The 23,481-nt window shown below is 69.5% G+C and carries 18 protein-coding genes; 11 read left to right on the top strand and 7 right to left on the bottom strand.

The genetic code is table 11. The features are described from left to right. Positions 1 to 31: 31 nt before the first annotated feature. The 4 genes from meaB to OV287_RS09260 all read right to left on the bottom strand — a co-directional run bounded on the left by meaB (position 32) and on the right by OV287_RS09260 (position 6,061). A complete protein-coding gene (gene meaB / locus OV287_RS09275) occupies positions 32 to 1,015 on the bottom strand; it encodes a methylmalonyl Co-A mutase-associated GTPase MeaB (RefSeq protein ID WP_267533638.1) in 984 nt (327 codons plus the stop codon). Further along, the gene (gene scpA, locus OV287_RS09270; RefSeq protein WP_267533637.1) at positions 1,012 to 3,201 is read right to left on the bottom strand and encodes a methylmalonyl-CoA mutase; all 2,190 of its coding nucleotides are present in this window, start codon (positions 3,199 to 3,201) and stop codon (positions 1,012 to 1,014) included. Before scpA ends, meaB begins: the two co-directional genes overlap by 4 nt. Then, positions 3,201 to 5,108 (bottom strand): methylmalonyl-CoA mutase family protein, encoded by a 1,908-nt coding sequence (locus OV287_RS09265; RefSeq protein ID WP_267533636.1) that lies wholly within the window; start codon positions 5,106 to 5,108, stop codon positions 3,201 to 3,203. Before OV287_RS09265 ends, scpA begins: the two co-directional genes overlap by 1 nt. Before the next feature lie 239 nt (positions 5,109 to 5,347). Beyond that, complete coding sequence (locus tag OV287_RS09260) at positions 5,348 to 6,061, bottom strand: TetR family transcriptional regulator (protein WP_267533635.1); 714 nt, start codon at positions 6,059 to 6,061, stop codon at positions 5,348 to 5,350. 141 nt (positions 6,062 to 6,202) lie between these two features. Between OV287_RS09260 and OV287_RS09255 the strand changes: the two genes are divergently transcribed. The 4 genes from OV287_RS09255 (at position 6,203) to OV287_RS09240 (ending at position 10,685) form a co-directional block, all read left to right on the top strand. Then, positions 6,203 to 6,907: a Coq4 family protein gene (locus OV287_RS09255; RefSeq protein WP_267533634.1), complete on the top strand. Its 705-nt coding sequence runs from the start codon at positions 6,203 to 6,205 to the stop codon at positions 6,905 to 6,907. Positions 6,908 to 6,917: 10 nt separating this feature from the next. Further along, entirely contained in the window at positions 6,918 to 8,297 is a 1,380-nt protein-coding gene (locus OV287_RS09250) for a cytochrome P450 (protein ID WP_267533633.1), read from the top strand. 148 nt (positions 8,298 to 8,445) lie between these two features. Next, entirely contained in the window at positions 8,446 to 9,048 is a 603-nt protein-coding gene (locus OV287_RS09245; RefSeq protein WP_267533632.1) for a TetR/AcrR family transcriptional regulator, read from the top strand. A gap of 86 nt (positions 9,049 to 9,134) precedes the next feature. Then, a complete protein-coding gene (locus OV287_RS09240) occupies positions 9,135 to 10,685 on the top strand; it encodes a DUF6178 family protein (RefSeq protein WP_267533631.1) in 1,551 nt (516 codons plus the stop codon). Positions 10,686 to 10,689: 4 nt separating this feature from the next. On the opposite strand, the gene OV287_RS09235 is transcribed toward OV287_RS09240, so the two are convergent. Continuing rightward, the gene (locus OV287_RS09235) at positions 10,690 to 12,138 is read right to left on the bottom strand and encodes a glycoside hydrolase family 43 protein (RefSeq protein WP_267533630.1); all 1,449 of its coding nucleotides are present in this window, start codon (positions 12,136 to 12,138) and stop codon (positions 10,690 to 10,692) included. 230 nt (positions 12,139 to 12,368) lie between these two features. Here OV287_RS09235 and OV287_RS09230 point away from each other — a divergent pair, with 230 nt between their 5' ends. Continuing rightward, positions 12,369 to 12,884 (top strand): YfbM family protein, encoded by a 516-nt coding sequence (locus tag OV287_RS09230; RefSeq protein ID WP_267533629.1) that lies wholly within the window; start codon positions 12,369 to 12,371, stop codon positions 12,882 to 12,884. A 6-nt stretch (positions 12,885 to 12,890) separates the two neighbouring features. Here the strand turns inward: OV287_RS09230 and OV287_RS09225 are convergent, their stop codons facing one another. Next, positions 12,891 to 13,658, bottom strand: a complete 768-nt coding sequence (locus OV287_RS09225; protein WP_267533628.1) for a TSUP family transporter — start codon at positions 13,656 to 13,658, stop codon at positions 12,891 to 12,893. 86 nt (positions 13,659 to 13,744) lie between these two features. Between OV287_RS09225 and OV287_RS09220 the strand changes: the two genes are divergently transcribed. The 3 genes from OV287_RS09220 to yhbY all read left to right on the top strand — a co-directional run bounded on the left by OV287_RS09220 (position 13,745) and on the right by yhbY (position 17,592). Then, positions 13,745 to 14,548, top strand: a complete 804-nt coding sequence (locus OV287_RS09220) for a hypothetical protein (protein ID WP_267533627.1) — start codon at positions 13,745 to 13,747, stop codon at positions 14,546 to 14,548. Positions 14,549 to 14,631: 83 nt separating this feature from the next. Further along, complete coding sequence (locus OV287_RS09215) at positions 14,632 to 17,247, top strand: J domain-containing protein (protein ID WP_267533626.1); 2,616 nt, start codon at positions 14,632 to 14,634, stop codon at positions 17,245 to 17,247. Between the two features lie 54 nt (positions 17,248 to 17,301). Then, on the top strand, positions 17,302 to 17,592 hold the full coding sequence (gene yhbY, locus OV287_RS09210) for a ribosome assembly RNA-binding protein YhbY (protein ID WP_267533625.1): 291 nt from the start codon (positions 17,302 to 17,304) through the stop codon (positions 17,590 to 17,592). A gap of 9 nt (positions 17,593 to 17,601) precedes the next feature. Here yhbY and OV287_RS09205 read toward each other — a convergent pair whose 3' ends face one another. Further along, positions 17,602 to 18,906, bottom strand: coding sequence for a hypothetical protein (locus OV287_RS09205; RefSeq protein WP_267533624.1), 1,305 nt, complete (start codon positions 18,904 to 18,906; stop codon positions 17,602 to 17,604). A gap of 147 nt (positions 18,907 to 19,053) precedes the next feature. Between OV287_RS09205 and purF the strand changes: the two genes are divergently transcribed. From purF to OV287_RS09190, 3 genes are read left to right on the top strand one after another with little or no spacing between them, the layout of a single operon-like run. After that, positions 19,054 to 20,451: an amidophosphoribosyltransferase gene (purF, locus tag OV287_RS09200; RefSeq protein ID WP_267533623.1), complete on the top strand. Its 1,398-nt coding sequence runs from the start codon at positions 19,054 to 19,056 to the stop codon at positions 20,449 to 20,451. 19 nt (positions 20,452 to 20,470) lie between these two features. Further along, positions 20,471 to 22,117, top strand: a complete 1,647-nt coding sequence (locus OV287_RS09195; protein ID WP_267533622.1) for a sensor histidine kinase — start codon at positions 20,471 to 20,473, stop codon at positions 22,115 to 22,117. Beyond that, positions 22,114 to 23,481: a sigma-54-dependent transcriptional regulator gene (locus tag OV287_RS09190; RefSeq protein WP_267533621.1), complete on the top strand. Its 1,368-nt coding sequence runs from the start codon at positions 22,114 to 22,116 to the stop codon at positions 23,479 to 23,481. The genes OV287_RS09195 and OV287_RS09190 overlap by 4 nt, the downstream gene beginning before the upstream one ends.

Genomic DNA, 23,481 nt, shown 5'->3' with positions numbered 1-23,481 from the left:
TCCCAGAGGGAGAGGGGACATCCACGGGTCTTTACGTCCGGGAGCCAGAGAGGAAGGCCCCCAGGACACGCCGGGCGGCCAGCGTCGGGGTCGCACGGCCCTCCCGTACGTCGCGCTCCAGCGCGGGCCCGAGCTCGGCGACACCAGGGTGCGCATGCAGGGCGGCGCGCAGTCCGTCCTCGATCATCGACCGCATCCACTGGACCTGCTGGACCCTCCGGCGCTGCTCCAGCGCTCCCGAGGCCCGCTGTGTGTCCAGGCGCTGCTGAATCGACGACCACACGTGCTCGATGTTGGAGTTCTCCAGCGCACTGCAGGTCGTCACCACGGGCTCAGCACCCGGGCGCATCAGGTGCAGCGCCGCGCGGTACTCGGACCGAGCCCGCTCCGCGCGGACCACGTTGTCGCCGTCCGCCTTGTTGATCGCGATCATGTCCGCGATCTCGAGGATGCCGCGCTTGATGCCCTGCAGCTCGTCCCCGGCGCCCGACAGCATGAGCACCAGATAGAAGTCCACCATGTCGGCCACGACCGTCTCCGACTGGCCGACGCCGACAGTCTCCACCAGCACCACGTCGAAGCCGGCGGCCTCGCACAGCAGCAGCGTCTCGCGCGTCTTCCGGGCCACGCCTCCCAGGGTTCCGCTGGAAGGACTGGGACGGATGTACGCGAGGCTCTCGCGCGACAGCCGCGCCATCCGCGTCTTGTCGCCCAGGATGCTCCCGCCCGAGACCGTGCTCGAGGGATCGATCGCGAGTACCGCCACGCGCTTGCCGAGCCCCACCAGGTACATCCCGAGCGCGTCGATGAACGTGCTCTTCCCCACGCCCGGCACGCCGCTGATCCCCACCCGCAGCGCCCCACCCGTGTAGGGCAGCAGCCGCGTGAGCACCTCCTGCGCGAGCACCTCGTGCTTGGGGTGCTCGCTCTCGATGAGCGTGATGGCGCGGGCGAGCATCGCGCGCTCGCTCGCCCGGACGCCCTCGACGTACGTCTCGACCGGCAAAGCCTTCAAGCATCCCCCAGCGCGGCGTCGAGCTTGTCGAGCAGCTCGATGGCCGCCTTCCCGATGACCGTGCCCGGGCCGAAGATCGCCGCGGCGCCGGCCTCTCGCAGGGCCTCGTAGTCCTGGGCGGGGATCACCCCTCCCACCACCACCATGATGTCCTCACGGCCCAGCTCCCCGAGCGCCTTCTTGAGCTGGGGAACGAGCGTCAGGTGCCCCGCGGCGAGCGAGCTCGCGCCGACGATGTGCACGTCGTTCTCGACGGCCTGACGGGCGGACTCCTCGGGAGTCTGGAAGAGCGGACCGATGTCCACGTCGAAGCCGAGATCCGCGAACGCCGTCGCGATGACCTTCTGCCCGCGGTCGTGCCCGTCCTGGCCCATCTTCGCGATGAGGATGCGCGGACGCCGCCCGTGCTTCGCCAGGAACCCATCGGCCTTCTCACGGGCCTTGATGATGCCCTGCGCATCCTTGCCCGCCTCGCTGGAATACACCCCTGAAACACTCCGCACGGTGGCCTCGTAGCGCCCGAAGACCTTCTCCAGCGAATCGCTGATCTCTCCCACGGTGGCCTTGGCGCGCGCTGCGTCGATCGCCAGGGCGAGCAGGTTGCCCTCATTGCGCTGAGCGGCCTGGGTGAGCGCATCGAGCTTCTGCTTCACGTCGCTCGGGTTGCGCTCGGCGCGCAGCTCGCGCAGCCGGGCAATCTGCGCCTCGCGCACCGCGGTGTTGTCCACCTTGAGGATCTCCAGGGACTCCTCGCGCTCGAGCGGGTACTTGTTCACGCCGATGATGGCCTGACGTCCCGAGTCGATGCGCGCCTGCGTCCGCGCGGCGGCCTCCTCGATGCGCAGCTTGGGCAGACCCTTCTCGATGGCCTTGGTCATGCCTCCGAGCGCCTCGACCTCCTGGATGTGCGCCCACGCCTTCTGGGCAAGCTCATGGGTGAGCCGCTCGACGTAGTAGCTGCCGCCCCACGGATCGATCACCTTCGTGGTACCACTCTCCAGCTGGAGATAGAGCTGGGTGTTGCGGGCAATGCGCGCGCTGAAGTCCGTGGGCAGCGCGATGGCCTCGTCGAGCGAGTTGGTGTGGAGGCTCTGGGTGTGTCCCTGGGTGGCCGCCATCGCCTCGATGCACGTGCGGACCACGTTGTTGTACACGTCCTGCGCGGTGAGGCTCCAACCGGACGTCTGGCAGTGGGTGCGCAGCGCCATGCTCTTGGCGCTCTTCGGGCTGAAGCCCTTGATGAGCCTGGCCCAGCTCATCCGGGCCGCGCGCATCTTCGCCACCTCCATGAAGAAGTTCATGCCGATGGCCCAGAAGAACGACAGGCGCGGCGCGAAGGCATCCACGTCCAGCCCGGCCGCCAGTCCCGCGCGCACGTACTCGACACCGTCGGCGAGCGTGTACCCGAGCTCCAGGTCCTGCGTCGCCCCGGCCTCCTGCATGTGGTAGCCGCTGATGCTGATGCTGTTGAAGCGGGGCATCTTCTCGGCCGTGAAGCGGAAGATGTCCCCGATGATGCGCATCGAGGGCCCGGGCGGGTAGATGTACGTGTTGCGGACCATGAACTCCTTGAGGATGTCGTTCTGGATGGTTCCGCTGAGCTGCTCGGGACGTACGCCCTGCTCCTCGGCCGCGACCACGTAGAGCGCGAGGATGGGGAGCACCGCGCCGTTCATCGTCATCGACACGCTCATCTGATCGAGCGGGATGCGATCGAACAGGATGCGCATGTCCTTGATGGAGTCGATGGCCACGCCCGCCATGCCTACGTCGCCGGTGACCCGGGGATGATCACTGTCGTAACCCCGGTGCGTGGCGAGATCGAAGGCGATGGAGAGGCCCTTCTGACCGGCCGCGAGGTTGCGGCGGTAGAAGGCGTTGGAGGCCTCGGCCGTGGAGAAGCCGGCGTACTGCCGGACGGTCCAGGGCTGCTGCACGTACATCGTCGAGTATGGGCCCCGGACGAAGGGAGGCAGACCCGGCATCGTCCCGAGGTGCTCGACGCCCTGGAGATCCTCGGCGGAGAACACGGGCTTGACGGGAATGCCCTCGGGCGTGACCCAGGGCTCGGCGCGCTGGGTGCTCTCCTGAGCGTGCTGCCGCAGCGAGTCGCGCGCGGACGCGGGCGAGAGCGTCTCGGGGGCGTCGAAGTCGATCTCCGCGAAGTTCGGCACGTTGCTGCGCATCAGGACACTCCGAGCTGCTTGTGCAGCGAAGACAAGGTCTCGAACAGGTCGCCACCCGCGTAGATGAACAGGTCGACCCCCGCCGCCCGGAACGCCGCCTCGTGCTCACCAGGGCGGCCCGCCACGGCCACGATTCGTCCGCTCTGCTGCTTCAAGGCCGCGGTCAGGGCAGGCACCCACTCGGGGTACATCGCGTCCGGACCAGAGAGCACCACGAGCCGGGCCCCGGAGGCGGCGATGAGCGAAGCGGCCTGGGCCACATCGGCGAAGCCATGGTGCTGCACCGGCTCGATTCCTCCCGCAGCCAGCGCGTTGGCAATCCACATCGCACGGGCCGTGTGCTCCGCCACCGTACCGAGATTGGCCATGAACGCCCGGGGACGATGCCCGTGCGCGGCGAGGTGGCGATCACTGGCATCCCGCAGCAACTCGAAGGCATCGGCCAGACGCACCGGACGCAGCGGCGTCATCCGCAGCTCGGCAGGTCCAGCCGACACGGGGCTCGCGGTCTCGGACGCGCGAGACGTTCTGCTCACGGCCTGCTCGTCGAGGTTGGGGAACTCGCTCACGCCCACGATGGGCAGGCGGCGCGTGCGGATGGACTTGTTCCGGGCCGCGACCGTCTCCGCGAGCACCCGGGCGATGTCACCCTGCACGAGCGCGGCCGTCATGCCGCCGAGCGCCTCGATGCGCCGCAGCTCGGTCCAGGCGGCGCGGGCCATGTCGCGGGTGAGCTGCTCGATGTAGTGGCTGCCGCCAGCGGGGTCCGCGACGCGGTTCAGGCTCGATTCATCACGCAGGATGAGCTGCGTGTTGCGGGCGATACGGCGGGAGAACTCGTCGGGCAGCCCGATGGCCTCGTCGAAAGGCGACGTGGTGATGCTGTCGGCCCCACCGACGACGGCCGCGAAGGACTCGGAGGTGGACCGCAGCATGTTCACCCAGGGGTCCCGCCGCGACTTGGTGGCGGCCGCGGTGCGGGCGTGGAGCACCATGGCCTGCGCCTCGGGAGAGCCGCCCGAGGCCGCGACGACCTTGGACCACAGGAGCCGCGCCGCTCGGAGTTTGGCGATCTCGGGGAAGAACTGGCTGCCCACCGAGAACGAGAACTGGAGGGAGCGGGCTACATCCTCGGGCGGGATTCCGGCGCGCTCGAGCCCTCGCAGGTACTCCACACCAGTGGCGATCGCCCAGGCCAGCTCGTGCACGGACGTAGCGCCCGCATCGGCGTAGGCCCGCGTCGAGACGAGCAGCGCGCGCAGCCCCGGAGAGCCCTTGCGCGTGGACGTGATGAGCGGAGCCGCTTCGGTGAAGGCCGCCTGGAGCCCGCTCCGCAGCGCGCCCGTGCGAGCCAGAACACCAAGCGGATCCAATCCGAGGCAACCCTGGAGGGCCTCTTGCGAAGTCCGGGTGCGGTCGGCGACCTGAAGCAGGAAGGTCGCAGAGAGCGTCGGGTCCTCCTCGGACTCGAGATAGACGGGAGTCCTGGAGAGCGGGACCGAGGCGAGGAGACGCTCCATGTCCGCGGTATTCCGCACGCGGATGCCCTGGGTCTCTCCAAGGCGGAGCCACACACCCAGGACACCCCGCTCGAGATCGACCCGGATGGCTTCGGCCGCGGTAGCCACGTCGGGCTCGCTGTACTCCTGGCAGACGAGCCAGCCGCCCTCCGTCAGGCCGAGCGCATTCGTCCCTCGAACGAAGGGGGCGACGCCCGGTGGCTCGGGCGCAGCGGCCGGGCCCGCGTCCTCTCGCGTGTACAGCGGCTGGAGCGTGAGGCCCCCTTCGAGCGCGGACTGGAGCGAGGTGAAGGGTTTTCCCTTCAGGTCCTTGTCCACGAGGCGACGCCACTCCTCGACCGAGGTGGCAGGAAAGTCCTGGGCGATGTGCAGAGGGGTTTGCGACATGCAGCGTCCTCGAATCAGTGGCGGGGGCCTAACTCACGAACGGGGTCAGTTACCTCTTAGGTCCAATCCACCCCATGGGGCAACGGTGCCCGTGAGTTGCCCTATCCTTCTTATACGCACCATTGTTCTACGTTCTTCGGCGGCCCGGCAGGAAGGCACCCATGCGCACCCAGGGTTCCAAGCGGAGGCGAGCACTGGGCCAGGAGCTTGCCGGAGTACCCCACCGTAGAGGGTAGAGCCTACCTGCGTCCCTGGCGGGAGCTCCGGGGCGGTGAGCGGCTCACGGGCCTGCGCCCACCCGCGGGCTCCTCGAACAGGTTCGGGCCGAGCAACTCGAGGCACTCGGCGAGAACCTCGCCCGAGTCGCGCTTCCGTCCCGCGGAGAACGGCTGCTCCAGCGCGAGGCGTCCCGCGGTGGCCAGGACGGAACCGGCCAGGCGCGCCCGCTGCGAGTCCGGGGAGATACCCAGCCGCTCGGCGACGACGTGCGCGAGAGCAACCTCCGCGTCGGTGAGGATCTGCAACCACACCGCGCGGAGAATCTCCGTCTCGTTCAGCACGGGGAGGAGGTTCTCCCAGTTCATGGCGCTCCCCTCCGCGAGGGATCGGCTGAGCGCCTCCACCATCGCCTCACCCAGGGGCCGGCTGCGGGGTGCGGCACGCATGTCGGAGACGATGCGCGCGAGCCCCGCGTCGACAGCAGGGCGGATGGCGTCTTCCTTCCGGGGAAAGTACCGGTAGAAGGTCCGCTCGGAGAGGCCCGCGTGGGCCGCGAGCTCCTTGACGGTGAAGTCGCTCGTGCGCTCCCGCATGAACAGGCCGATGACGGCACGCGAGGCCTCGAGCATCGCCCAGTCGCGCCCCTCGCGCGGAGCGATGGTGAGGGGCGGAGGCTCCCGGTCCGCACCTGCGGCCGGTCGTTCCTGAAGTTGGGGGCGCACTCGCTGAGACATGGCACGGAGCCTAACAAGTCGTGGCAGGAACTGTCACAACCGGGGGCGGGGGCGCACCTCTCCCCACTCTGACGCGGGTGGCGGTTTCTGCCAGTCCTGTGGCATAAACTGCCAGGGTTCACTTACCGGCGGAGAACCGCGATGAACTTCAGCTCACCCACCTCACGCATCGAAGATGGTCTCTTCCTGCCCGAAGGCGCGTCACTGTTCACACGGCTGCGTGTGGCAGTCCGGGCACTGAAGGTCCTCGAGAAGCGCCCCGATGACGGCATCGCGGCGCCGTTGTTCAACGCGAGCCTCGACAGCGACATCTTCTATCGGCTCTGCACGGAGCTGGCGAAGAGCGAGAACGGCCGGGAGCTGCTCACCTCACGCCCCAGCCTCCAGCGCAGCAACATCGACCTCGCGGCGCTCGGCCGGCTTCCCGAAGGGACGCTCGGGAACGCATTCGCCCGCTACTTCTCGGACAACGGCATCCAGCCGTTCGAGAGCCCGTACGAGGTCCGCAACGACGTGGACTACCTCATCAAGTGGTACCGGGAGACGCACGACCTCCACCACGTGGTGACCGGCTACAGGACAGACGCGCTCGGCGAGATGGAGCTCCAAGCCTTCGTGGCCGGCAACCTTGGACTCCGCACGAGCGTCCTCATCCTCCTGTTCGCCGCGCTGGCTCGTCCGCATGGCCTCCCTCCTTTCTGGAAGTACGCGCGAAAGGTGCGCGCGGCGTACCGGCGGGGCCAGCAATCCGAGAAGCTTGTCAGCATGAGGTACGAGCGCTCCTGGGAGGCGCCAGTCGAGGCGGTGCGTCAGCAGCTCAACATCCTCCCTTTGGCCCCGGCCTGACTCCACGACCATGAATACGGCACTCTCCATCGACACGCCCCGTCCCCTCAAGGAGTACGCCCCCTCCAAGCTCGAGCTGCTCAAGGCGATCCGGCGAGAGGGGTTCCTCGGCTGGATGATGAATACCTGGCGCCAGCACGGGGATCTGCTCCGCGTCCGGATGGGTTCGCAGTCGTTCGTGCTGGTGACCCACCCGGACCACGTGCGCCACGTCAACGTCACGGGCCGCGAGCACTATGACAAGGCCGAGAGCTACGACGTCCTGCGCGAGCTGCTGCTCGGCGAGGGCATCGTCACCGCCACCGGGGATGCCTGGCGCCGGCAGCGCAAGCTCATGGCGCCGTTCTTCACCCCTCGCGGCGTGGAGAAGTTCTTCCCCATCTTCATCTCCGACACGCAGCGGCTCATCGAGCACTGGCAGTCCCAGCACCAGGGCTCCGGCCGCCCTGTCGAGATGCTCGACGAGATGATGCAGGTCACCGCCGCCGTCATCCTCCACTCGGTCTTCAGTACTGACTCGGGCGAGACCCTGATGCGCATCAAGAACTCGATCGAGACGCTGGTCACCCACATCTCGAGCCTGCGGACGCGCCCCATCCAGGTGCCCATGTGGTTTCCCACCCCCGGGAACCTGCGGTTCCACCGGGCTCACAAGCTCGTGACGGCCTACATCCAGGAGCTCATCGCGCGGCGCCGGGCGCTCCCCACCGAGCAGTGGCCGGATGATCTGCTGACGAAGCTGATGACCACCAAGGACGAGGAGACGGGGACGTTCATGGCGGAGCAGCTCCTCGTGGACAACGGCCTGACCATGTTCGCCGCCGGGCATGAGACCACGGCACGGACGCTCTCGTTCTTGTGGTACGCGCTGTCCCAAAACCCGGAGGTGGAGCGGCGGCTGCACGCCGAGCTGGACGCGGTGCTGGGCGACGCGCCTCCGACGCTCAACGACTTGAGGAAGCTCCCGTACACCCTCCAGGTCGTGAAGGAGGTCCTCCGGCTCTATCCGGCCGCGCCGATGTACGCCCGTGACGCCGTCGCCGATGACGAGCTCGATGGGGTCCGCATCCCGGCTGGCACGATGACGCTCGTCTTCTCCTACGCCACTCACCGGCACCCCGACTTCTGGGAGGAGCCGGAGCGCTTCGAGCCCGACCGGTGGTTGCCCGAGCGCGAGTCGGCGCGTCATGCGCACGCCTACCACCCGTTCGCCATCGGGCCGCGCATCTGCCTGGGCAACAACTTCTCCCTGCTCGAGACCCACGTGATGGCGGCGATGCTCGCGCGCCGCTTCAAGCTGCGGATGAAGCCCGGCCACGTGCCGCAGATCGACATGTCTGGCACCCTCGGCTCGCGCAACGGCCTGCCGATGCTGATTGAGGCGCGGTGAGCCCCTCCCTCACTGCCCACGGGTGACCTCGAGCCCAGGGCCCGCGCAGCCGGGTGCTCGCCCGCCCGGCTGCCCCCTCCGGCCCTTGCCACCGCCAGCGCCGAGGCATAAAAGAGAACGAGCCGTTCACTTATGGCGGAGGTGGGTGATGGCGCAGTACCTCAAGGACGAGGTCCAGGAGGCCATCCAGGCGGCCGCGCTCGAGGTGTTCGCACGCAAGGGCTTCCGGAGCGCCAGCATGGCGGAAATTGCCTCCGCGGCCCGGGTCTCCACCGGCAACATCTACCGCTACTTCGAGAACAAGAGCGCCCTCTACGAGGCCGTCATCCCCGACACCTTCGTCACCACCCTGCAGCGGCTCCTGAGACAGCGCGTGGAGGCGGCCCGGGGCGTGGAGGACATTCGGAGGCTGGAGCCCACCGCGCCCTACCGCCTGGTCTCCGAGGAAGTCCTGGCCTTCTGCCTGGCCAACCGCCTGCGCGTCGTCGTGCTGCTCTCGAGCCCCGAGGGCACCCCGCATGAGCACTTCGCGGAGGAGCTGGTCCAGTTCCTGATCAAATCCGCCATCGCCCACTTCCAGGCCCGGCCTGCCCGCCCTACGCGCTTCGCGCTCGAGGAGCTCTACCGGAACTACGTCACAACCTTGGGGCGCCTCCTCTGTCACCTCGATGAGGAGCAGGAAATCCGCGAGGCCGTGGGGGCGCTCTCCCGCTACCACCTGGTCGGGCTTACAGCACTCTTCGAGTCCTGAGCTGGCGCGAGGCCCCCCGCTCGCCCGGCAGCATCTCTTCTTCCCCCAAAAATGAATCCACCGTTCACCTATGAAGGGAGTCATTCATGACGTCGAGCCAGCTGATGAAGGGCGTGGGCACCCAGTCGCTGCTCAACCGCATCCTCGAAAGCCCGGAGCAGGTCTCGGCCCTCCAGCACCTGCCACCGCCCACCCTGGCGCGCCTCATCCACCATGTCGGGCTGGAGGACGCGGGAGAGCTGGTGGCACTCGCCACGACCCAGCAACTGGCGCGCATCTTCGACGAGGACCTGTGGCGCAGTGAACGCCCCGGCCAGGAAGAGCGGTTCGACCCGGAGCGCTTCGGCCTCTGGCTGGAGGTGATGCTCGAGATGGGCGCCGACCGTGCAGCCGCCAGGCTCGCGGAGATGGACGAGGACTTCGTCACCTTCGCGCTGTCCGGTCAGATGCTCGTGCTGGATCTGGACGTGTTGACGATGAGCCGCCTGCGCTCGAACGAAGGGCTGGAGGACGAGGCCCTCGTGGACAAGGCGCTGGAGAGCAGCCTGAGCCATGAGCTGGACCGGTTCCTGCTCATCTCCCGCCGGCCGGAGTCGTGGGACGCACTTCTCTCGGTGCTTGTCGCGCTCGACGAGGCGCACCATGAGCTCCTCACGCGCCTGCTCGAGCGCTGCTGCCACCACGCCTCGGAGTACATCGAGGACAACGGGGGGCTGTACGCCGTCCTCACCACGGCGGAGCAGCTCGAAACGGACGTGGCTCAGGCGCGAGAGGAGCGGCGGGAGCGTGAGGGCTTCGTTGCCCCAACGGACGCGGCGGCCTTCCTGGGCCTCGCGAGGTCCGGGCAAGTGGGAAACGACCCCGTCACTCGCGGCTACACCCAGGCCCAGCGGGAGGCCGCACAGACGCCGCCCCCTGGGATGGAAGGCGCACAGCCCGAGCAGACTTCCCCCGCCATGCCCCTCGTCCATCTCCTCCAGGAGGCAGAGGTGCTGACGTCGCAGACCCCCGCGGCCCTGCTCGGCGCGGGCGACGGCTCCGGGACACACGCCTTGCCTACGACGCTCCGGGAGGCGCTGACGACGCTCCAGGGCGAGGCTCCCGAGGCCTTCTCACGATGCATGCAGGAGCTGGGCTATCTGTCCAACGTCCTGGTCTCCGGCTGCGGCCACGCGGGCCGTCCCCTGCGCGCACTGGAGGCCGCGCAGGTGGCCATCGCCACGTGCAACCTCGGGCTGGAAGAGAGCCCGGAGGCCGACGAGGACCGCTCGCATCCCGGTGGACTGCTCGCTCGGGAGGGGCTCGTTCCCTCCTTTGGCCGGGGCTGGCGGGTGCTCCACGAGGACGTGGTGATGCGGAGCGCTCGCGCGTTCGAAGCCGCCCTCGCCCGCCGGGTGCCCGCGGAACGACGAGAGGCCGCACGGACGCGCGCCGAGCTCGCACGGGACATCGCGGCCGGCAAGCCCTGGGCCTCCCGCAAGCGGTGGATGCACCTCGCTCCCTTCCTCTCGAAGGCAGCGTTCGCCGCGATGCGGGAACTCGTGGACGAGTGCCCGGCATTCAACGGGGCCTTCATCGCCACCCGGGAGCAGGTGGCGGAGGTCCAGCGACGCGTGGAGGAGCTGCTCTTGCCCTGAGTGCCTACGGCATCGGCCTCGAGCTGGCGGACGGCGCCTCGGGCATCGCGGGCCAGCCGTTGCTCCAGAGGATGGGGTCGATGAGCATGACGCGCGCGGTGTGAGCGCTGTTCCACGCGTGATAGACCATGGTGGTGGTGCCCGCGGGCGAAAGGACGACCGAGCCATGCCCCGGGCCAACCCACCCGCCCGCCGTCTTGAGGATCGGCGCGCCGAGCTTCGTGTACGGACCCAGCGGGCTGGTCGCACGGGCAACGCCAATGGCGTAGGTGCTGTTGTAATAGGCGTTACCGCTGTAGAAGAGGTAGTAGTAGCCGTCCTTCGCGACGACCCACGGGGCCTCGACGACGCCGCCTTCCCAAGCGAGGTTGTTGGAGATCAGCGTCCTGCGCGTGCCGACGAGCGACCTGCCATCCGCCGAGAGCTGCTGTCCATAGATGGGCGTCGGCTGACCGACCGCGTTGCCGTCCGCCTTCCACACGAGGTAGCGCGTCCCGGCGGTGTCCACGAACATGGTGGCATCGATCATCCCCATGGCCGAGTCGTGCACGAGGGGCGCCCCGATGTCGGTGAAGGGCCCTAGCGCGCTCGTGGCGGTAGCGGCACCGATGGACAGCTTTCCGTCCGCATGACGCGCGGTGTAGTACGCGATGTAGCCAGAACCGACGCGGTGGATCTCCGGCGCCCAGTAGTCACCCCTGGCCCACGTGGGCTTCCGGGCCGACGGGAAGATGAAGCCCGCGCTCGTCCAGGTCACCAGGTCCTTCGAGGTGCGGAGCGGAAACGCGTCGGCAGCACCACCCGACGTGCAGGTGGCGATGTACTGGGTCCCATCATGCACGACGCCCGGATCCGCGCAGTCGTTGGGGAACACCGGGTTCTTGTAGAGGCCTCCACAGTCCGTGTACCGGAACGACATGGCGCACGCGTTCGAGCCGGTGAAGTACGGCTTCCAGTTGTTCGAGAGCACCGCATAGGAGTTGGTGCCCTCGTTGACGCAGCCGCGGTCCCAGAACACCCGCCCGCCAGCGTCGTCGTACATGGCCGGGTGCGACGGGTGGATCCACGCCGCGCCATAGGTGATGCGCGTCGAGCACGTGGGCGCGGTGTTGCACGTCGAGTCGAACGCCATCACGCAGGAGTTGAGGCCCAGGAAGTACGGCCTCCACCCATTCGAGAGCACTGCGTAGGAGTTGACGCCGTCGTTGTAGCAGGTGCCGTCCCAGGTCACCGAACCGCTGGCTACATCGAACTGGGCCGTGTGCCCCGACGGGCGCATCCACGCGTCGCCGTAGGTGATCGTCGTGGTACACGCGAGACCAGCCTCGGTGCTCGCGACGGCCGCGACCTCGGTCTTGGACTCGAGGTCAACGCCCTCTCCGCCGCATCCGTACATCAAGGCCGGAACGGCACTCACGATGGCCAGGGTCGAAACGAACTGATGCTTCTTCATGAGACAACCTCCAGGGCAGCGGCTCCGCGCTACCGGGTGGGGATGAACTGGATCTCCACCCAGAGGGAGACCCTGAAAACAGTCTCATCCAAGAAAAATGAGAAAAACACCTGAATCCGGGAGAGTTGCCCCCCCACTTCGGCGGATGCATCCTCGTGAGCTCAATCCTTTCGGGGGGTTGAGAACCGCTGGTAAGGTCGGCCCCCCCGTGACCCGGGCAGGAGAAACGGATGGAGATGCTCTGCACCCTGCGCAGCCTGACGGACCCCCAGCGCCAGAAGCTGTTCGAGCACCCCGACAAGCTCGAGGAGTTCATCGATGACGAGGAGGACTTTGGAGACGCGGAGGGCGCGCGCTTCCTGGACCTCGACATCGGTGAGACGTGGCACGGCCTGCAGTACCTGCTGACGGGCACGGCGTGGGAAGGCAAGGCGCCGCTCGACTTCCTGGTGCGTGGAGGCCAGGACGTGGGCGACATCCCCTCGGACGAGGGCACCGCGCGCGTCTTCACCCCCGAGCAGGTGAAGGAGCTCGCCAAGGCGCTCGGCGCGCTCCCCGAGAGCACGCTGCGCAAGCGCTATGACCCGAAGCGCCTGCAGGAAGAGGACATCTACCCGGGCTTCTGGGAAGAGCCGCCGCCCGACCTGGATCCGGAAGAGGAGCTCTTCTCCTACTTCGAGGAGCTGAAGAAGTTCCTGGCCACCGTGGCGAAGCGCGGCCACGGCCTGCTCGTGTTCATTGGCTGAGTGGGCTCAGCCGGCGAACACGTCCCGGCCCAGCTTGAGCACGAGCGCTGTCACCACCAGCAACACCACCTTGCGCACCAGCTTGTCGCCCCCGCGCACGGCGAGGTGCGCCCCAATCCACCCGCCCATGAACTGGGCCGCCGCCATGGGCAGGGCCACGTGCCACAGCACCAGGCCCCGGTAGGAGAAGAGGCTCACCGCCGCGAGGTTCGAGGCGAAGTTCACCACCTTGGCGTCCGCCGAGGCCCTCGTCAGCCCGTGCCCCAGCAGTCCCGAGAAGGCGATGATGAGGAACGTGCCCGTCCCCGGCCCGAAGAAGCCGTCATAGGTGCCGATGAGCAGCGCGATGACGGCGCCCAGCGCCAGCATGCGATTGCGAGGAGGCGCCGGCCGCTCCCCAGGCGGTGGCCCCCGGCGGAAGGCCAGGAAGACAGCGACAATCACCAGCAGGACCAGCACCAGGGGCTTGAGGACCTCGGGGCGCATCAGCAGCACCAGCCCCGCGCCAAGAAACGAGCCCACCAGCCCCAGCGGGAAGGTGACCGTCGCGAGCTTCCTGTTCAGCAGCCCCGCCCGCGCGAAGCGCACCAGCGCCGCGAACGAGCCGAAGACGGACTGCCCCTTGTTGGTGCCCAGCGCCACGTGCGGCGGCAGGCCGGTCGCCAGGACAGCGGGCAGCGTCACCAACCCGCCTCCTCCTGCGATGGCATCCACCACACCTGCCGTGAGGGCCGCGACACACAACAGGACAAGTTCGAGCTGGGTGACATCCACGAGCGGGCACCTACCACGTCCAAAGCTTGCGCGCGCGTCGACTCTGGGCGTCAATTCGGGGAAACGCCCCCCGCCGAGGTCCCCCCGTGCTCGCGCCCCTCATCTCCGTGATGACCCTCGTGCTGCTGTCCGCCGCCCCCGTGGATCCAAAGGGTCCCACCTGCCGGTCCATCGATGGGCACGTGGCATGTGGCTACCAGTGCAAGTCGGACGGGCGGCGCGTCCAGTGCGCGCAAACTCCCCAGGGTTCTTGCCAGATCCTCGACGGCCAGGCCGTCTGCTTCGATCCGCCGCCCCACATCGTCCGCATCTACGGCAGCGCGCTGCCCGAGCCAGAGTGCAAGGTCATCGACGGACAGGTGGCCTGCGGCTACCAGTGCGCCACGCAGCCCGGCAAGGTGAAGTGCGCGCGGACACCCGCCGGCGTGTGCGTCGGGCGCAATGACGAGATCATCTGCTTCGATCCGCCCCCCGAGGTGTACGCCGTCCATGGCAAGGACACGCCTCGCGCCGAGTGCCGCAGCAATGGCGTGGAGAGCGCGTGCGGCTACAAGTGCACCACGGGCTCCGGGAAGGTGGCCTGCAACAAGACGCCCGTGGGCGCCTGCAAGAGCGATGGCATCCAGCTCACCTGCTTCGACCCGCCCGCCGAGACGCTCTGCACCTGGGGCAAGAACCTGCCCGCCCTGCAGTGCCAGCTCAGCGACGGCCAGCCGGTGTGCGGCTACGGCTGCACCAAGGCCTATTCCAAGGTGGCCTGCGCCGCTACCCCCAAGGGCCTGTGCAAGGTGTTCGACACCGAGGTCCACTGTTTCGACCCACCGAGCGCCCAGGAGGCGGACCCCACCTGCCTGAGCATCCTCGGCCTGGCCTCCCTGGAGACCCCCTAACGGTGACTTCGACTGGCAGCTTGCTTTCCCTGTCCCGGCGACGGGGTTAGGGTGGTCCAGGCATACAAGGAGCGACATCCGAGATGGCGGAGGGAGAAGTCCGGCAATACTTCGTGCGGAACGAACAGGGGACCATCTGGGGCCCGCTCGCCCTGCCGACCATCGAGCTGCTCATCGATAACGGCATCATCCAGGGCAAGCTCCAGGTGTCCGAAGACGGCATCAACTTCGCCTTCCCCGGGCGCTTCCCGCACCTGCGCGACGCCTTCCCTCGCGAGACGTGGGGCGACGTCGTTCCCCCCGGTCCGCCCGCGGCCCCGGCCGCGCCCGGTGTGCCCACGGCGGCTCCTCGTGCCGTCACCCGTCCTCCCGTCGCCGGAGCGGGTGTGCCCGTTGCCGGCCCTGGCGCCGTCGCCCGTCCTCCCGTTCCCGGCCCTGGCGTGCCCGTGGCCGGCCCAGCCGTCACCCGGCCTCCCGTTCCTGGCGCAGGGGTCCCTATTGCCGGCCCGGGTGCTGTCGCCCGTCCTCCCGGCCCTGGTGTTCCCGTCGCCGGCCCGGGTGCTGTCGCCCGTCCGCCTGGTCCCGGTCCTGGTGTTCCCGTCGCCGGTCCGGGTGCTGTCGCCCGTCCTCCCGTCGCCGGCCCGGCCGTCACTCGCCCTCCCGTCCCCGGGGCAGGTGTGCCCGTCGCCAACCCCGGTGCCATGCCTCCGGGTGCTCCCGCTGCTGCCGCCCGCCCGCCGCCCACCATGGCGCCTGGGCCCGCCTCGGCCGCCCCACGCCCCGTCGCGCCCACCCAACCCGCCCCGGCAGCGCCTCCAGCCGCCGCTCCGGCACCGGTCCCCGCGCGCCCGTCCGCCACCTTCGCCGCCGTTGCCCCCTCGGTCCCCGAGGAGCCGCCTCCCACCAGCGGACAGCTCGAGACGCACTCCCCTGTGCGCCTCTACGGCCTCATCGCCGCCGGCAACCACTCGGGGCTGCTCAAGCTCACCCTCGCGGACTGCGCCGTCAGCATCCACTTCCGCAAGGGCAACCCCGAGTTCATCGACTCTTCCCACCCCGAGGACGCGCTGGGCAACTGGCTCCTCCAGGCGAAGCTCGCCACACCCGAGCAGCTCCAGCAGGCCGAGGCCGCCCGGGGCCGCTTCGGCGGAGAGCTGCTCGGGGCCCTCTTTGGCTTGGGACTCCTCCAGCCCGCCTCCGCCTTCACCCAGCTCGCCCACCGCGCCCAGTCCATCCTCCTCAAGGGCCTGCGCGCCGAGTCCGGCACCTTCACCTTCGAGGCCAAGGAGCTGCCCCCCGCCAAGGCCATGCCGCTGGGCAACAAGTGGGCCGTGCTGAGCGACCTGGTGCGCCGCATCCCCAGCGCGGACCTCCGCCGCCGGCTGCAGCCCGTGCTGAACCTGCCGGTGATGAAGGCCAGCGGCCTCGTGGCAACCGGTGACCTGCGGCTCACCCCTCACGAGGTGCGCGTGCTCGCCCTCATCGACGGGGTGCGCTCGGCTGGCCAGCTCCTCAATGACCTGCCCCAGGACGCTGATCACCTGCTGCGGATCGTGTTCCTCCTCAAGGAACTCAACGGCGTGTCCTTCGCGGCCGTCGCCCAGCGCACGGCGCCACCGCCCGGCGCGCAGGCGAACCCAGCCGGGGCCCAGCCCGCCGCCAAGACAGCGCCCCCCGTAGCCCCTGCCGCCAAGACGGCGCCCCCCGTAGCCCCCGCCGCCAAGACGGCGCCCCCCGTAGCCCCCGCCGCCAAACCCGCCGCCGCGCCCCAGGCCGCCCGCCCGGGTACGACAGCTCCAGGTGTCGCCCAGGCCGGCGCCACGCCCCAGGCCACTGCCCCCCGCCCGGCCGCCGCTCCGCAGGCCCCCGCCGCGGCGAAACCCGCCTCACCTCCTCCCGCCGCGACCCAGGCGCCTCGTCCAGCAGCACCCGCCGCCGCTCCGCCCGCAGCGAAACCGGCCGCTCCCGCCCCAGCCCCCGCTGCTGCCGCCGCGGCCCCGGGCTCCGCACCAGGCGCCAACGAGATTCCCGCGCTCCGAGAGCTCGCTGAGAAGCTGAAGGAGCAGAACCACTTCGAGCGCCTGGGCCTGGGCGCGGACACCAATGGCCCGGCGGTGAAGATCGCCTACTTCAAGATGGCCAAGCAGTACCACCCGGATACGCTGCCTCCCGGCGCGCCTCCGGAGCTGGAGAAGCTCAAGGCCGACATCTTCGCCTACATCGGCGATGCCTACCGCACGCTCTCGGATGACAAGAGCCGCGCCGCCTATCTCGAGGATCTCAAGACCGGTGGAAGCCAGCCGGCGCAGGTGGACGTGGAGGCCATCCTCAAGAGCGAGGAGCTCTTCCGCAAGGCCGGCCACTACATCAAGGCCCGGAAGTTCGCCGACGCGGCCAAGCTGCTCGACGAGGCCATCCAGCTCAACCCCGAGGAGCCCGAGTTCTACGCGTGGCGCGGCTACGCCCGCTTCTTCACCTTCGAGGACAAGAAGGCGGGCTACACCGAGGCCTACCGCGACATCCAGGCGTGTCTGAAGCAGAACGAGAAGGTCGCCTCGGCGCACTATTTCCTGGGCGTCATCGCCAAGCTATGTGGCGACAACAGCGGCGCGCTGAAGCACTTCCAGAAGACGGTGGAGATTCAGCCAAATCACATCGACGCACAGCGGGAGATCCGCATGGCGGCGCAAAAGAAGTAGGGTGCGCCACCCCGGGAGTGCCTCCAAGCGCTCCCCTACACGAGGAGAAGCATCTTGCCGTTGACCGGAAAACAGCGCCGCCATCTTCGCGGGCTGGGACACCACCTGGAGCCGGTGGTCATCGTAGGCCAGTCGGGCGTCACCGAGGGCGTCATCGCCGCCGTCGAGCAGGCGCTGAACGACCACGAGCTCATCAAGGTGAAGATCAACGAGGGCCCGGAGGACCGCCACGAGGCCGCCAAGAAGCTCGCCGAGGGCACTGGCGCCGAGCTGGCTCAGCTCCTGGGCCGCACCGCCCTGCTCTTCAAGAAGCGTGACGAGGACTCGAAGTTCGAAAAGCTGTGAGCGCGCTGCTCAGCGCGTGAAGCCCGCGGCCCGGGCGGCCTCATCCGCCCCCGTGGCCAGGCGCTCCAGCAGTGTGGGGCCGAAATACTGGCGGCGTGCCTCGCCCTCGCGCGCCTCCACCCGCTCCGGCGTCTCCACGTAGCCCAGGTAGCCGTCCGCCAGCCCCAGCACCCCGGTGGCGCCCGCGCGCTGCACCAGCACCGCCCCCGCTCCCACGGTGGGCTCGCCCGGTAGCAGCAACAGCTCCAGCGGCCCCAGCGTCAGCGCCCCCACCTCCGCCGTCCGTGAGGTCGACGCGCACAGGAAGTTGTCCCCCGCCGCTCGCGAGTACGACGGCACCAGCCGCGAGGCGTCCGGCCTCGGCAGCGCCACCTCCACCCGTGCGAAGGCCAGCCTCGCGCCACCGGCCGCCATCGGCACCGCGCGCTCGGCCAGCCCCGACACCGCCTGCGCATAGCCCTGCGCCTTCTCCACACCCTCGCCCTCGTTGAAGGCCACCGAGACGTTGCCCCCCGCCCCCTGCAACACCAGCGTCACCCCACCCTGCGCCTCGCGAAGCTGGCTCAGCCTTCCCGGCCAGTCTGAATCCACCACGTCCCGCTTCCTCGGCACCACCGCGGGGTGCGCGGCGAACACCAGCAGCTCCGCCACCGGCCCCTCCGCGCCCCGCAGCAGCGCACGGGTGAGCGCTCCATCCGGGGTCTCTCCCGCCGAGCGCGAGCGCACCAGCCCCGGCTCCCCCGCCGCCCCCACCTCCAGCGTGACGTCGGCGAGCCGCTCCACGGACTGACGCAGCGCCTCGCTGGCTCCGGCTACCGCGGCCTCCAGCGCGGCCTTCCGGAAGCGCCCGGTGCCCATCAGCTGCGACGCCAGCCGCGGGTCATATCCTCCAAAGGACGAGTGCGCGTGCGTGGCCATCACCACCACGTGCTGAAGCCCCAAGCCGGCGGTCCGCTCCCGCACCGCGGCCACGAGCGCGTCAGGCGCCAGCAGCAACTCCAGCGACACCAGTCCCACCTTCACGTTCCCCACCGCCAACACCACGGCCCGAGCTTGGGGCACTGGGTCTGCCTGGTTGGCCTCGGGGCGGGGAGGCCCATAACCGGCCACCACTACTGGATAGGGCGGAGCCAGGGGCACCTTCGCGGCTCCGGCCCTCAGCGGCCCCTCGGCGCTCGCCTGCCCTAGCACCACGGGTGCCCGCTCGCCCCACCGCCCGCACCAGTTCCAGGATGCGAGCGCGTACGCCGAGCCCACCGTCAGGAGCATCAAGGGAAGCAAGGTGCGCAGCAGCCGCCGCCAGCGGGAAGACATGAAGAGGCGAAGCCTACCTCCAGACGAGGAATTCCTGGTGACTGTCTGCCTGCCTGGCTGCTCCCCACCTTCACTCCCGGAATACCCCGCGATAGGACAACCGTTCTCCAGTTCCGTTCGGCACCCGAAGGGGGTAAGGCTCGCGCCATGTGTGGGATCTTCGGAATCGTTGGCAACCCTGAGGCCTCTAACCTGACGTACCTCGGCCTGCATGCCCTGCAGCACCGCGGGCAGGAGTCCGCGGGCATCGTCGCCTCGGACAGCCAGACCCTTCGGGCCCACCGAGAGATGGGCCTCGTGGCGGACATCTTCACCGCGCCGACGCTCGAGAAGCTGCCGGGCCACTCGGCGATCGGCCATGTGCGCTACTCCACGGCGGGCGTCAGCCAGCTCAAGAACGCCCAGCCCCTCACAGTGGAGTACGTGGGAGGCCAGCTGGCCGTGGCACACAACGGCAACCTCGTGAACGCGCAGGAGCTGCGCACCCAGCTCGAGGGCGACGGCGCCATCTTCCAATCGGACTCGGACACCGAGGTGGTCATCCACCTCATCGCCCGCTCCAAGCAGCCCACCTTCGAGCAGAAGGTCGTCGAGGCCCTCTCCAAGGTGAAAGGCGCCTACAGCATCCTCTTCCTCACCGACAAGAAGCTGGTAGCGGTGAGGGACCCCAACGGCTTCCGCCCGCTGGTGCTCGGCATGCTGAAGAACAGCTGGGTGCTGGCCAGCGAGACGACAGCGCTGGATCTCATCGAGGCGGAGTTCCTGCGCGAGCTCGAGGCCGGGGAGATGGTGGTCATCGACGAGACGGGCCTGCACGCCAGCCAGCCCTTCCAGCCCACGCGGCTGGGCCGCTGCATCTTCGAGCACGTGTACTTCGCCAAGCCGGACTCGGTGCTGTTCGGCACCAGCGTGTACGAGACGCGCAAGGAGATGGGCCGACAGCTCGCCAAGGAGCAGCCGACGCCCGGGGCGGACCTGGTCATCGCCGTGCCGGACTCGGGCGTGCCCGCGGCCATTGGCTATGCCCAGGAGAGCGGCATTCCGTACGACGTGGGCCTCATCCGCAGCCACTACGTGGGCCGCACCTTCATCGAGCCCCAGCAGTCCATCCGCCACTTCGGCGTGAAGCTGAAGCTGTCCGCGGTGCGCCAGGTGCTCAAGGGCAAGCGCGTGGTGGTGGTGGACGACTCCATCGTGCGCGGCACCACCAGCCGCAAAATCGTGAAGATGCTCAAGGCGGCCGGCGCGGCGGAGGTGCACCTGCGCATCTCCTCTCCGCCTACGCAGTGGCCCTGCTACTACGGCATCGACACGCCGAGCCGGCAGGAGCTCATCGCCTCCAGCCACAGCGTGGAGGAGATTGCCCGCTACGTGACGGCGGACTCGCTGGGCTACATCTCGCTGGAGGGCCTGGGCACCTCGGTGGGAGACCGCGAGCGCACCACCTTCTGCACCGCCTGCTTCTCCGGCAAGTACCTGACGGGCAACCTCAACCCGGGCGCCACCTCGACGTCCGAGTCCGCCCCGAAGCTCGCCAGCGCCTGAGGCGCACCTGCTTCCGGAGATGGCCGGCCCTTCCCATCCCGAGGCCTTCCGCGCGGAGCGGCAGTTCACCCGCTCCGTGTTCGCCGGCCTCGTGCTGCTCGGCCTGGTGGCCGTGGCTGGGCCACTGCTCTCCTACCGCGGCGACGTCCTCGAGGTGCGCGGCCAGTTCCGCACGCGCACTGCACGCGAGGCCCGGGTGTACGCCCAGGCACTCAGCCTGCACCTGAAGCTGCTCAAGTCCGAGCTGTCGCGTGTGGCCGCGGGCGTGGGCCCCGACATGCAGGAGGACAAGGCCACCGAGGACATGCAGGACCTCGCCACCCCAGACGCGGGCCTCTTCCGCCAGGGCATCCTCTTGTTGGATGCGGCGGGCCGACCCGTCTGGAGCGAGCCCCCCGGGCTGCCCGTGACGCCCTCGCTGCGCGAGCGCCCCTGGTTCCAGCGCGTCCTGGCCCAGCAGGCTCCCACCGTGGATGCGCTCGCTCCGGGCTCGTCCACCTTCGTCGTCGCCGTCCCCGTGGTGCGCAAGAATCGCACGGCGGGCATGGTCGTCGGCCTGCTCGACACGGGCGAGGAGCTGCCCGGGGCCCAGCCCACCGGCGAGAACCTCACCCTGCTGGTGCTCAACCGCCATGGGGACCTCTTCGTCCCCGAGTCCCCTCCCGCCTGGGCCACCGCGCCGGGCTTCGCCGCGAAGGTGGAGTCCCTGCTGACCGAAGGGGGCCAGGAGTGGGAGCTGCTCGCCGGGAAGGTGTTCGCCTGGGCCACGCCGGTGCCGGGCACGGAGCTGCGGCTGGTGCTCGCCGCGGACGAGACCGCCACCCTCGCCCCCATCCGCGACCGGCTGCTGCTGCAGCTCCTCGTGCTCGCCGTCTTGCAGGTGGGCACGCTGCTCCTCTTCAGCCTGCACTGGCGGCGCGTCTACCAGCTCTACCTACGGATGGAGCGACGCGCGGCGGAGAAGGAGACCATGGCCGCGCTCGGCTCGGCCGCCAGCCTCATCGCCCATGAGGTGAAGAACTCGCTCAACGGCCTCAAGGCGGCCATCGGGATCCTCTCGCCCTCGGAGGAGCAGGGCCTGGCGGTGCGCACGATACGCGGACAGATCGACAGGCTGGCCCACCTGGCCACCTCGCTGCTGCACTTCGGCAAGCCGTCGCGCGTGCATTGCATCCCGGTGGATCTGCCGCACCTGGTGCGCGAAGTGCTCGACGGGCTGCGTGTGCTACCCGAAGCCGAGGAGGTGCGCGTGGAGGCCCAACTCGGTGGGGAGCTGCTCCTGTTGGGAGATCCGCTGCTACTGGCCACCGCGCTGGATAACCTGGTGCGAAACGCCATGGAGGCAGCCGTAGCGGCCAAGGACCTGGGACAGGTGGCCTCGCCCGAGGTGCGGGTGAGGCTGCGCCGGCAGGACGGCGAGGCGGTGGTGGAGGTAGAGGACAACGCGGGTGGACCGCCCCCCGACTTCGAGAACCGGCTCTTCGAGCCCTTCGTCACCAGCAAGCCCAAGGGGGTGGGCCTGGGACTGACCATGGCCCGGCGCGCGGTGGAGCAGCAGGGCGGACGCCTGACCTTCACCCGCATCCCTGGCGGCAGCCGCTTCTCCCTGCACCTGACCGTGCAGCCGCCCCATGACTCCCCGGACATCCAGGAGCTGTCGGCATGAGCGTTCCCCTCCTCTTCGTCGATGATGACCGGGCCTTCTCTTCGATGGGCGCGGCGGCCCTGCAGCGCGAGGGCTACTCCGTCACCCTGGCGCGCTCGCTGCATGAGGCCCGCGCCGCGCTCGGGCGCCTCACGCCCGCCCTGGTGGTGCTGGACCGGAGGCTGCTGGATGGAGACGGGCTCACCTTCCTCCCCGAGCTGAAAGCCCAGGCGCCCGGAGCGGCGGTGGTGATGGTGACGGCGCACGGAGACATCGCCAGCGCGGTGGACGCGATGCGCGCGGGGGCGGTGGACTACGTGGCCAAGCCGGTGGAGCTGGCGGACCTGGTGCTGCGCGTGCGCCGGGCGCTGGACACGGGACGCCTGAAGGAGCGACTGGCCGCCGCCGAGGCCGAGCTCTCTGGACGGCGCCGGCTCGTCGCTCCCGCCTCGGCCGAGATGCAGCGGGTGCTGGCCTCCCTGGAGCGCATCGCCGCCTCGCCCCGCAGCGCCGTGCTGCTGCTAGGGGAGACAGGGGTGGGCAAGGAGATGCTCGCCCGTCACCTGCATGGCTTCTCCTCGGGAGGAGAGGGCGCCCCCTTCGTCCACGTCAACTGCGCGGCCCTGCCCGAGCAGACAGTCGAGAGCGAGCTGTTCGGCCACGAGAAGGGCGCCTTCACCGACGCGCGCACTGCCCGCCGTGGACTGGTGGAGGTGGCCCACGGGGGCACCCTCTTCCTCGACGAGGTGGGCGAGCTGCCCCTGAGCCTGCAGGCCAAGCTGCTCACCTTCCTCGACTCGGGCCGCTTCCGACGCCTGGGCGGCACCACCGAGCACTCCAGCAGCGCACGCATCGTCGCCGCCACCAACCGGGACCTGCCCGCCCTCATGGTCCGCGGCGAGTTCCGCGAGGACCTGTGGTTCCGCCTGAGCGTCTTCCGCATCGACATCCCCCCGCTGCGGCAGCGGCGCGAGGACATCCTCCCCCTGGCTGAAGGCATCCTCGCGGACCTGCGCCGGGAGCTCGGGCGGCGCGAGGCGGTGCTCGGTGAGCGCGCTCGGGCTCGGCTCCAGGCCTATGCCTTCCCCGGCAATGTGCGCGAGCTGCGCAACCTCCTCGAGCGCGCACTGGTGATGGAGCCCGGCCCGGAGCTGCAACTGGACGTGCTGGCGAGCGTGAAACCCGCAGCCCCAGTCCCCACGGGCTCGGCGGCTACGGACAGCCCGGAATCCTTCACCCTCTCCGCCCCACCCCGCCCCATGGAGGAGGTGGAGCGCGCCTACGCCCGCTGGACGCTGGAACGCCTGGGCGGCCGGCGCGTGGAGGCGGCCAAGGTGCTCGGCCTCGCCTATGCCACCTTCCTCAAGCGGCTCGGCGAGGACTGA

Source organism: Archangium lansingense, assembly GCF_026626635.1.
GTDB classification, from domain to species: domain Bacteria; phylum Myxococcota; class Myxococcia; order Myxococcales; family Myxococcaceae; genus Archangium; species Archangium lansingense.
The sequence above is the reverse complement of the archived record's forward strand: the minus strand, read 5'-3'. Positions and strand labels throughout refer to the sequence as shown.

Excerpts from the sequence above, each read along its gene's own strand:
- scpA (WP_267533637.1), bottom strand. The coding sequence starts at position 3,201 with ATGCGCAGCAACGTGCCGAACTTCGCGGAGATCGACTTCGACGCCCCC.
- OV287_RS09265 (WP_267533636.1), bottom strand. The coding sequence starts at position 5,108 with ATGTCGCAAACCCCTCTGCACATCGCCCAGGACTTTCCTGCCACCTCG.
- OV287_RS09260 (WP_267533635.1), bottom strand. The coding sequence starts at position 6,061 with ATGTCTCAGCGAGTGCGCCCCCAACTTCAGGAACGACCGGCCGCAGGT.
- OV287_RS09255 (WP_267533634.1), top strand. The coding sequence starts at position 6,203 with ATGAACTTCAGCTCACCCACCTCACGCATCGAAGATGGTCTCTTCCTG.
- OV287_RS09250 (WP_267533633.1), top strand. The coding sequence starts at position 6,918 with ATGAATACGGCACTCTCCATCGACACGCCCCGTCCCCTCAAGGAGTAC.
- OV287_RS09245 (WP_267533632.1), top strand. The coding sequence starts at position 8,446 with ATGGCGCAGTACCTCAAGGACGAGGTCCAGGAGGCCATCCAGGCGGCC.
- OV287_RS09240 (WP_267533631.1), top strand. The coding sequence starts at position 9,135 with ATGACGTCGAGCCAGCTGATGAAGGGCGTGGGCACCCAGTCGCTGCTC.
- OV287_RS09235 (WP_267533630.1), bottom strand. The coding sequence starts at position 12,138 with ATGAAGAAGCATCAGTTCGTTTCGACCCTGGCCATCGTGAGTGCCGTT.
- OV287_RS09230 (WP_267533629.1), top strand. The coding sequence starts at position 12,369 with ATGGAGATGCTCTGCACCCTGCGCAGCCTGACGGACCCCCAGCGCCAG.
- OV287_RS09215 (WP_267533626.1), top strand. The coding sequence starts at position 14,632 with ATGGCGGAGGGAGAAGTCCGGCAATACTTCGTGCGGAACGAACAGGGG.
- OV287_RS09205 (WP_267533624.1), bottom strand. The coding sequence starts at position 18,906 with ATGTCTTCCCGCTGGCGGCGGCTGCTGCGCACCTTGCTTCCCTTGATG.
- purF (WP_267533623.1), top strand. The coding sequence starts at position 19,054 with ATGTGTGGGATCTTCGGAATCGTTGGCAACCCTGAGGCCTCTAACCTG.
- OV287_RS09195 (WP_267533622.1), top strand. The coding sequence starts at position 20,471 with ATGGCCGGCCCTTCCCATCCCGAGGCCTTCCGCGCGGAGCGGCAGTTC.
- OV287_RS09190 (WP_267533621.1), top strand. The coding sequence starts at position 22,114 with ATGAGCGTTCCCCTCCTCTTCGTCGATGATGACCGGGCCTTCTCTTCG.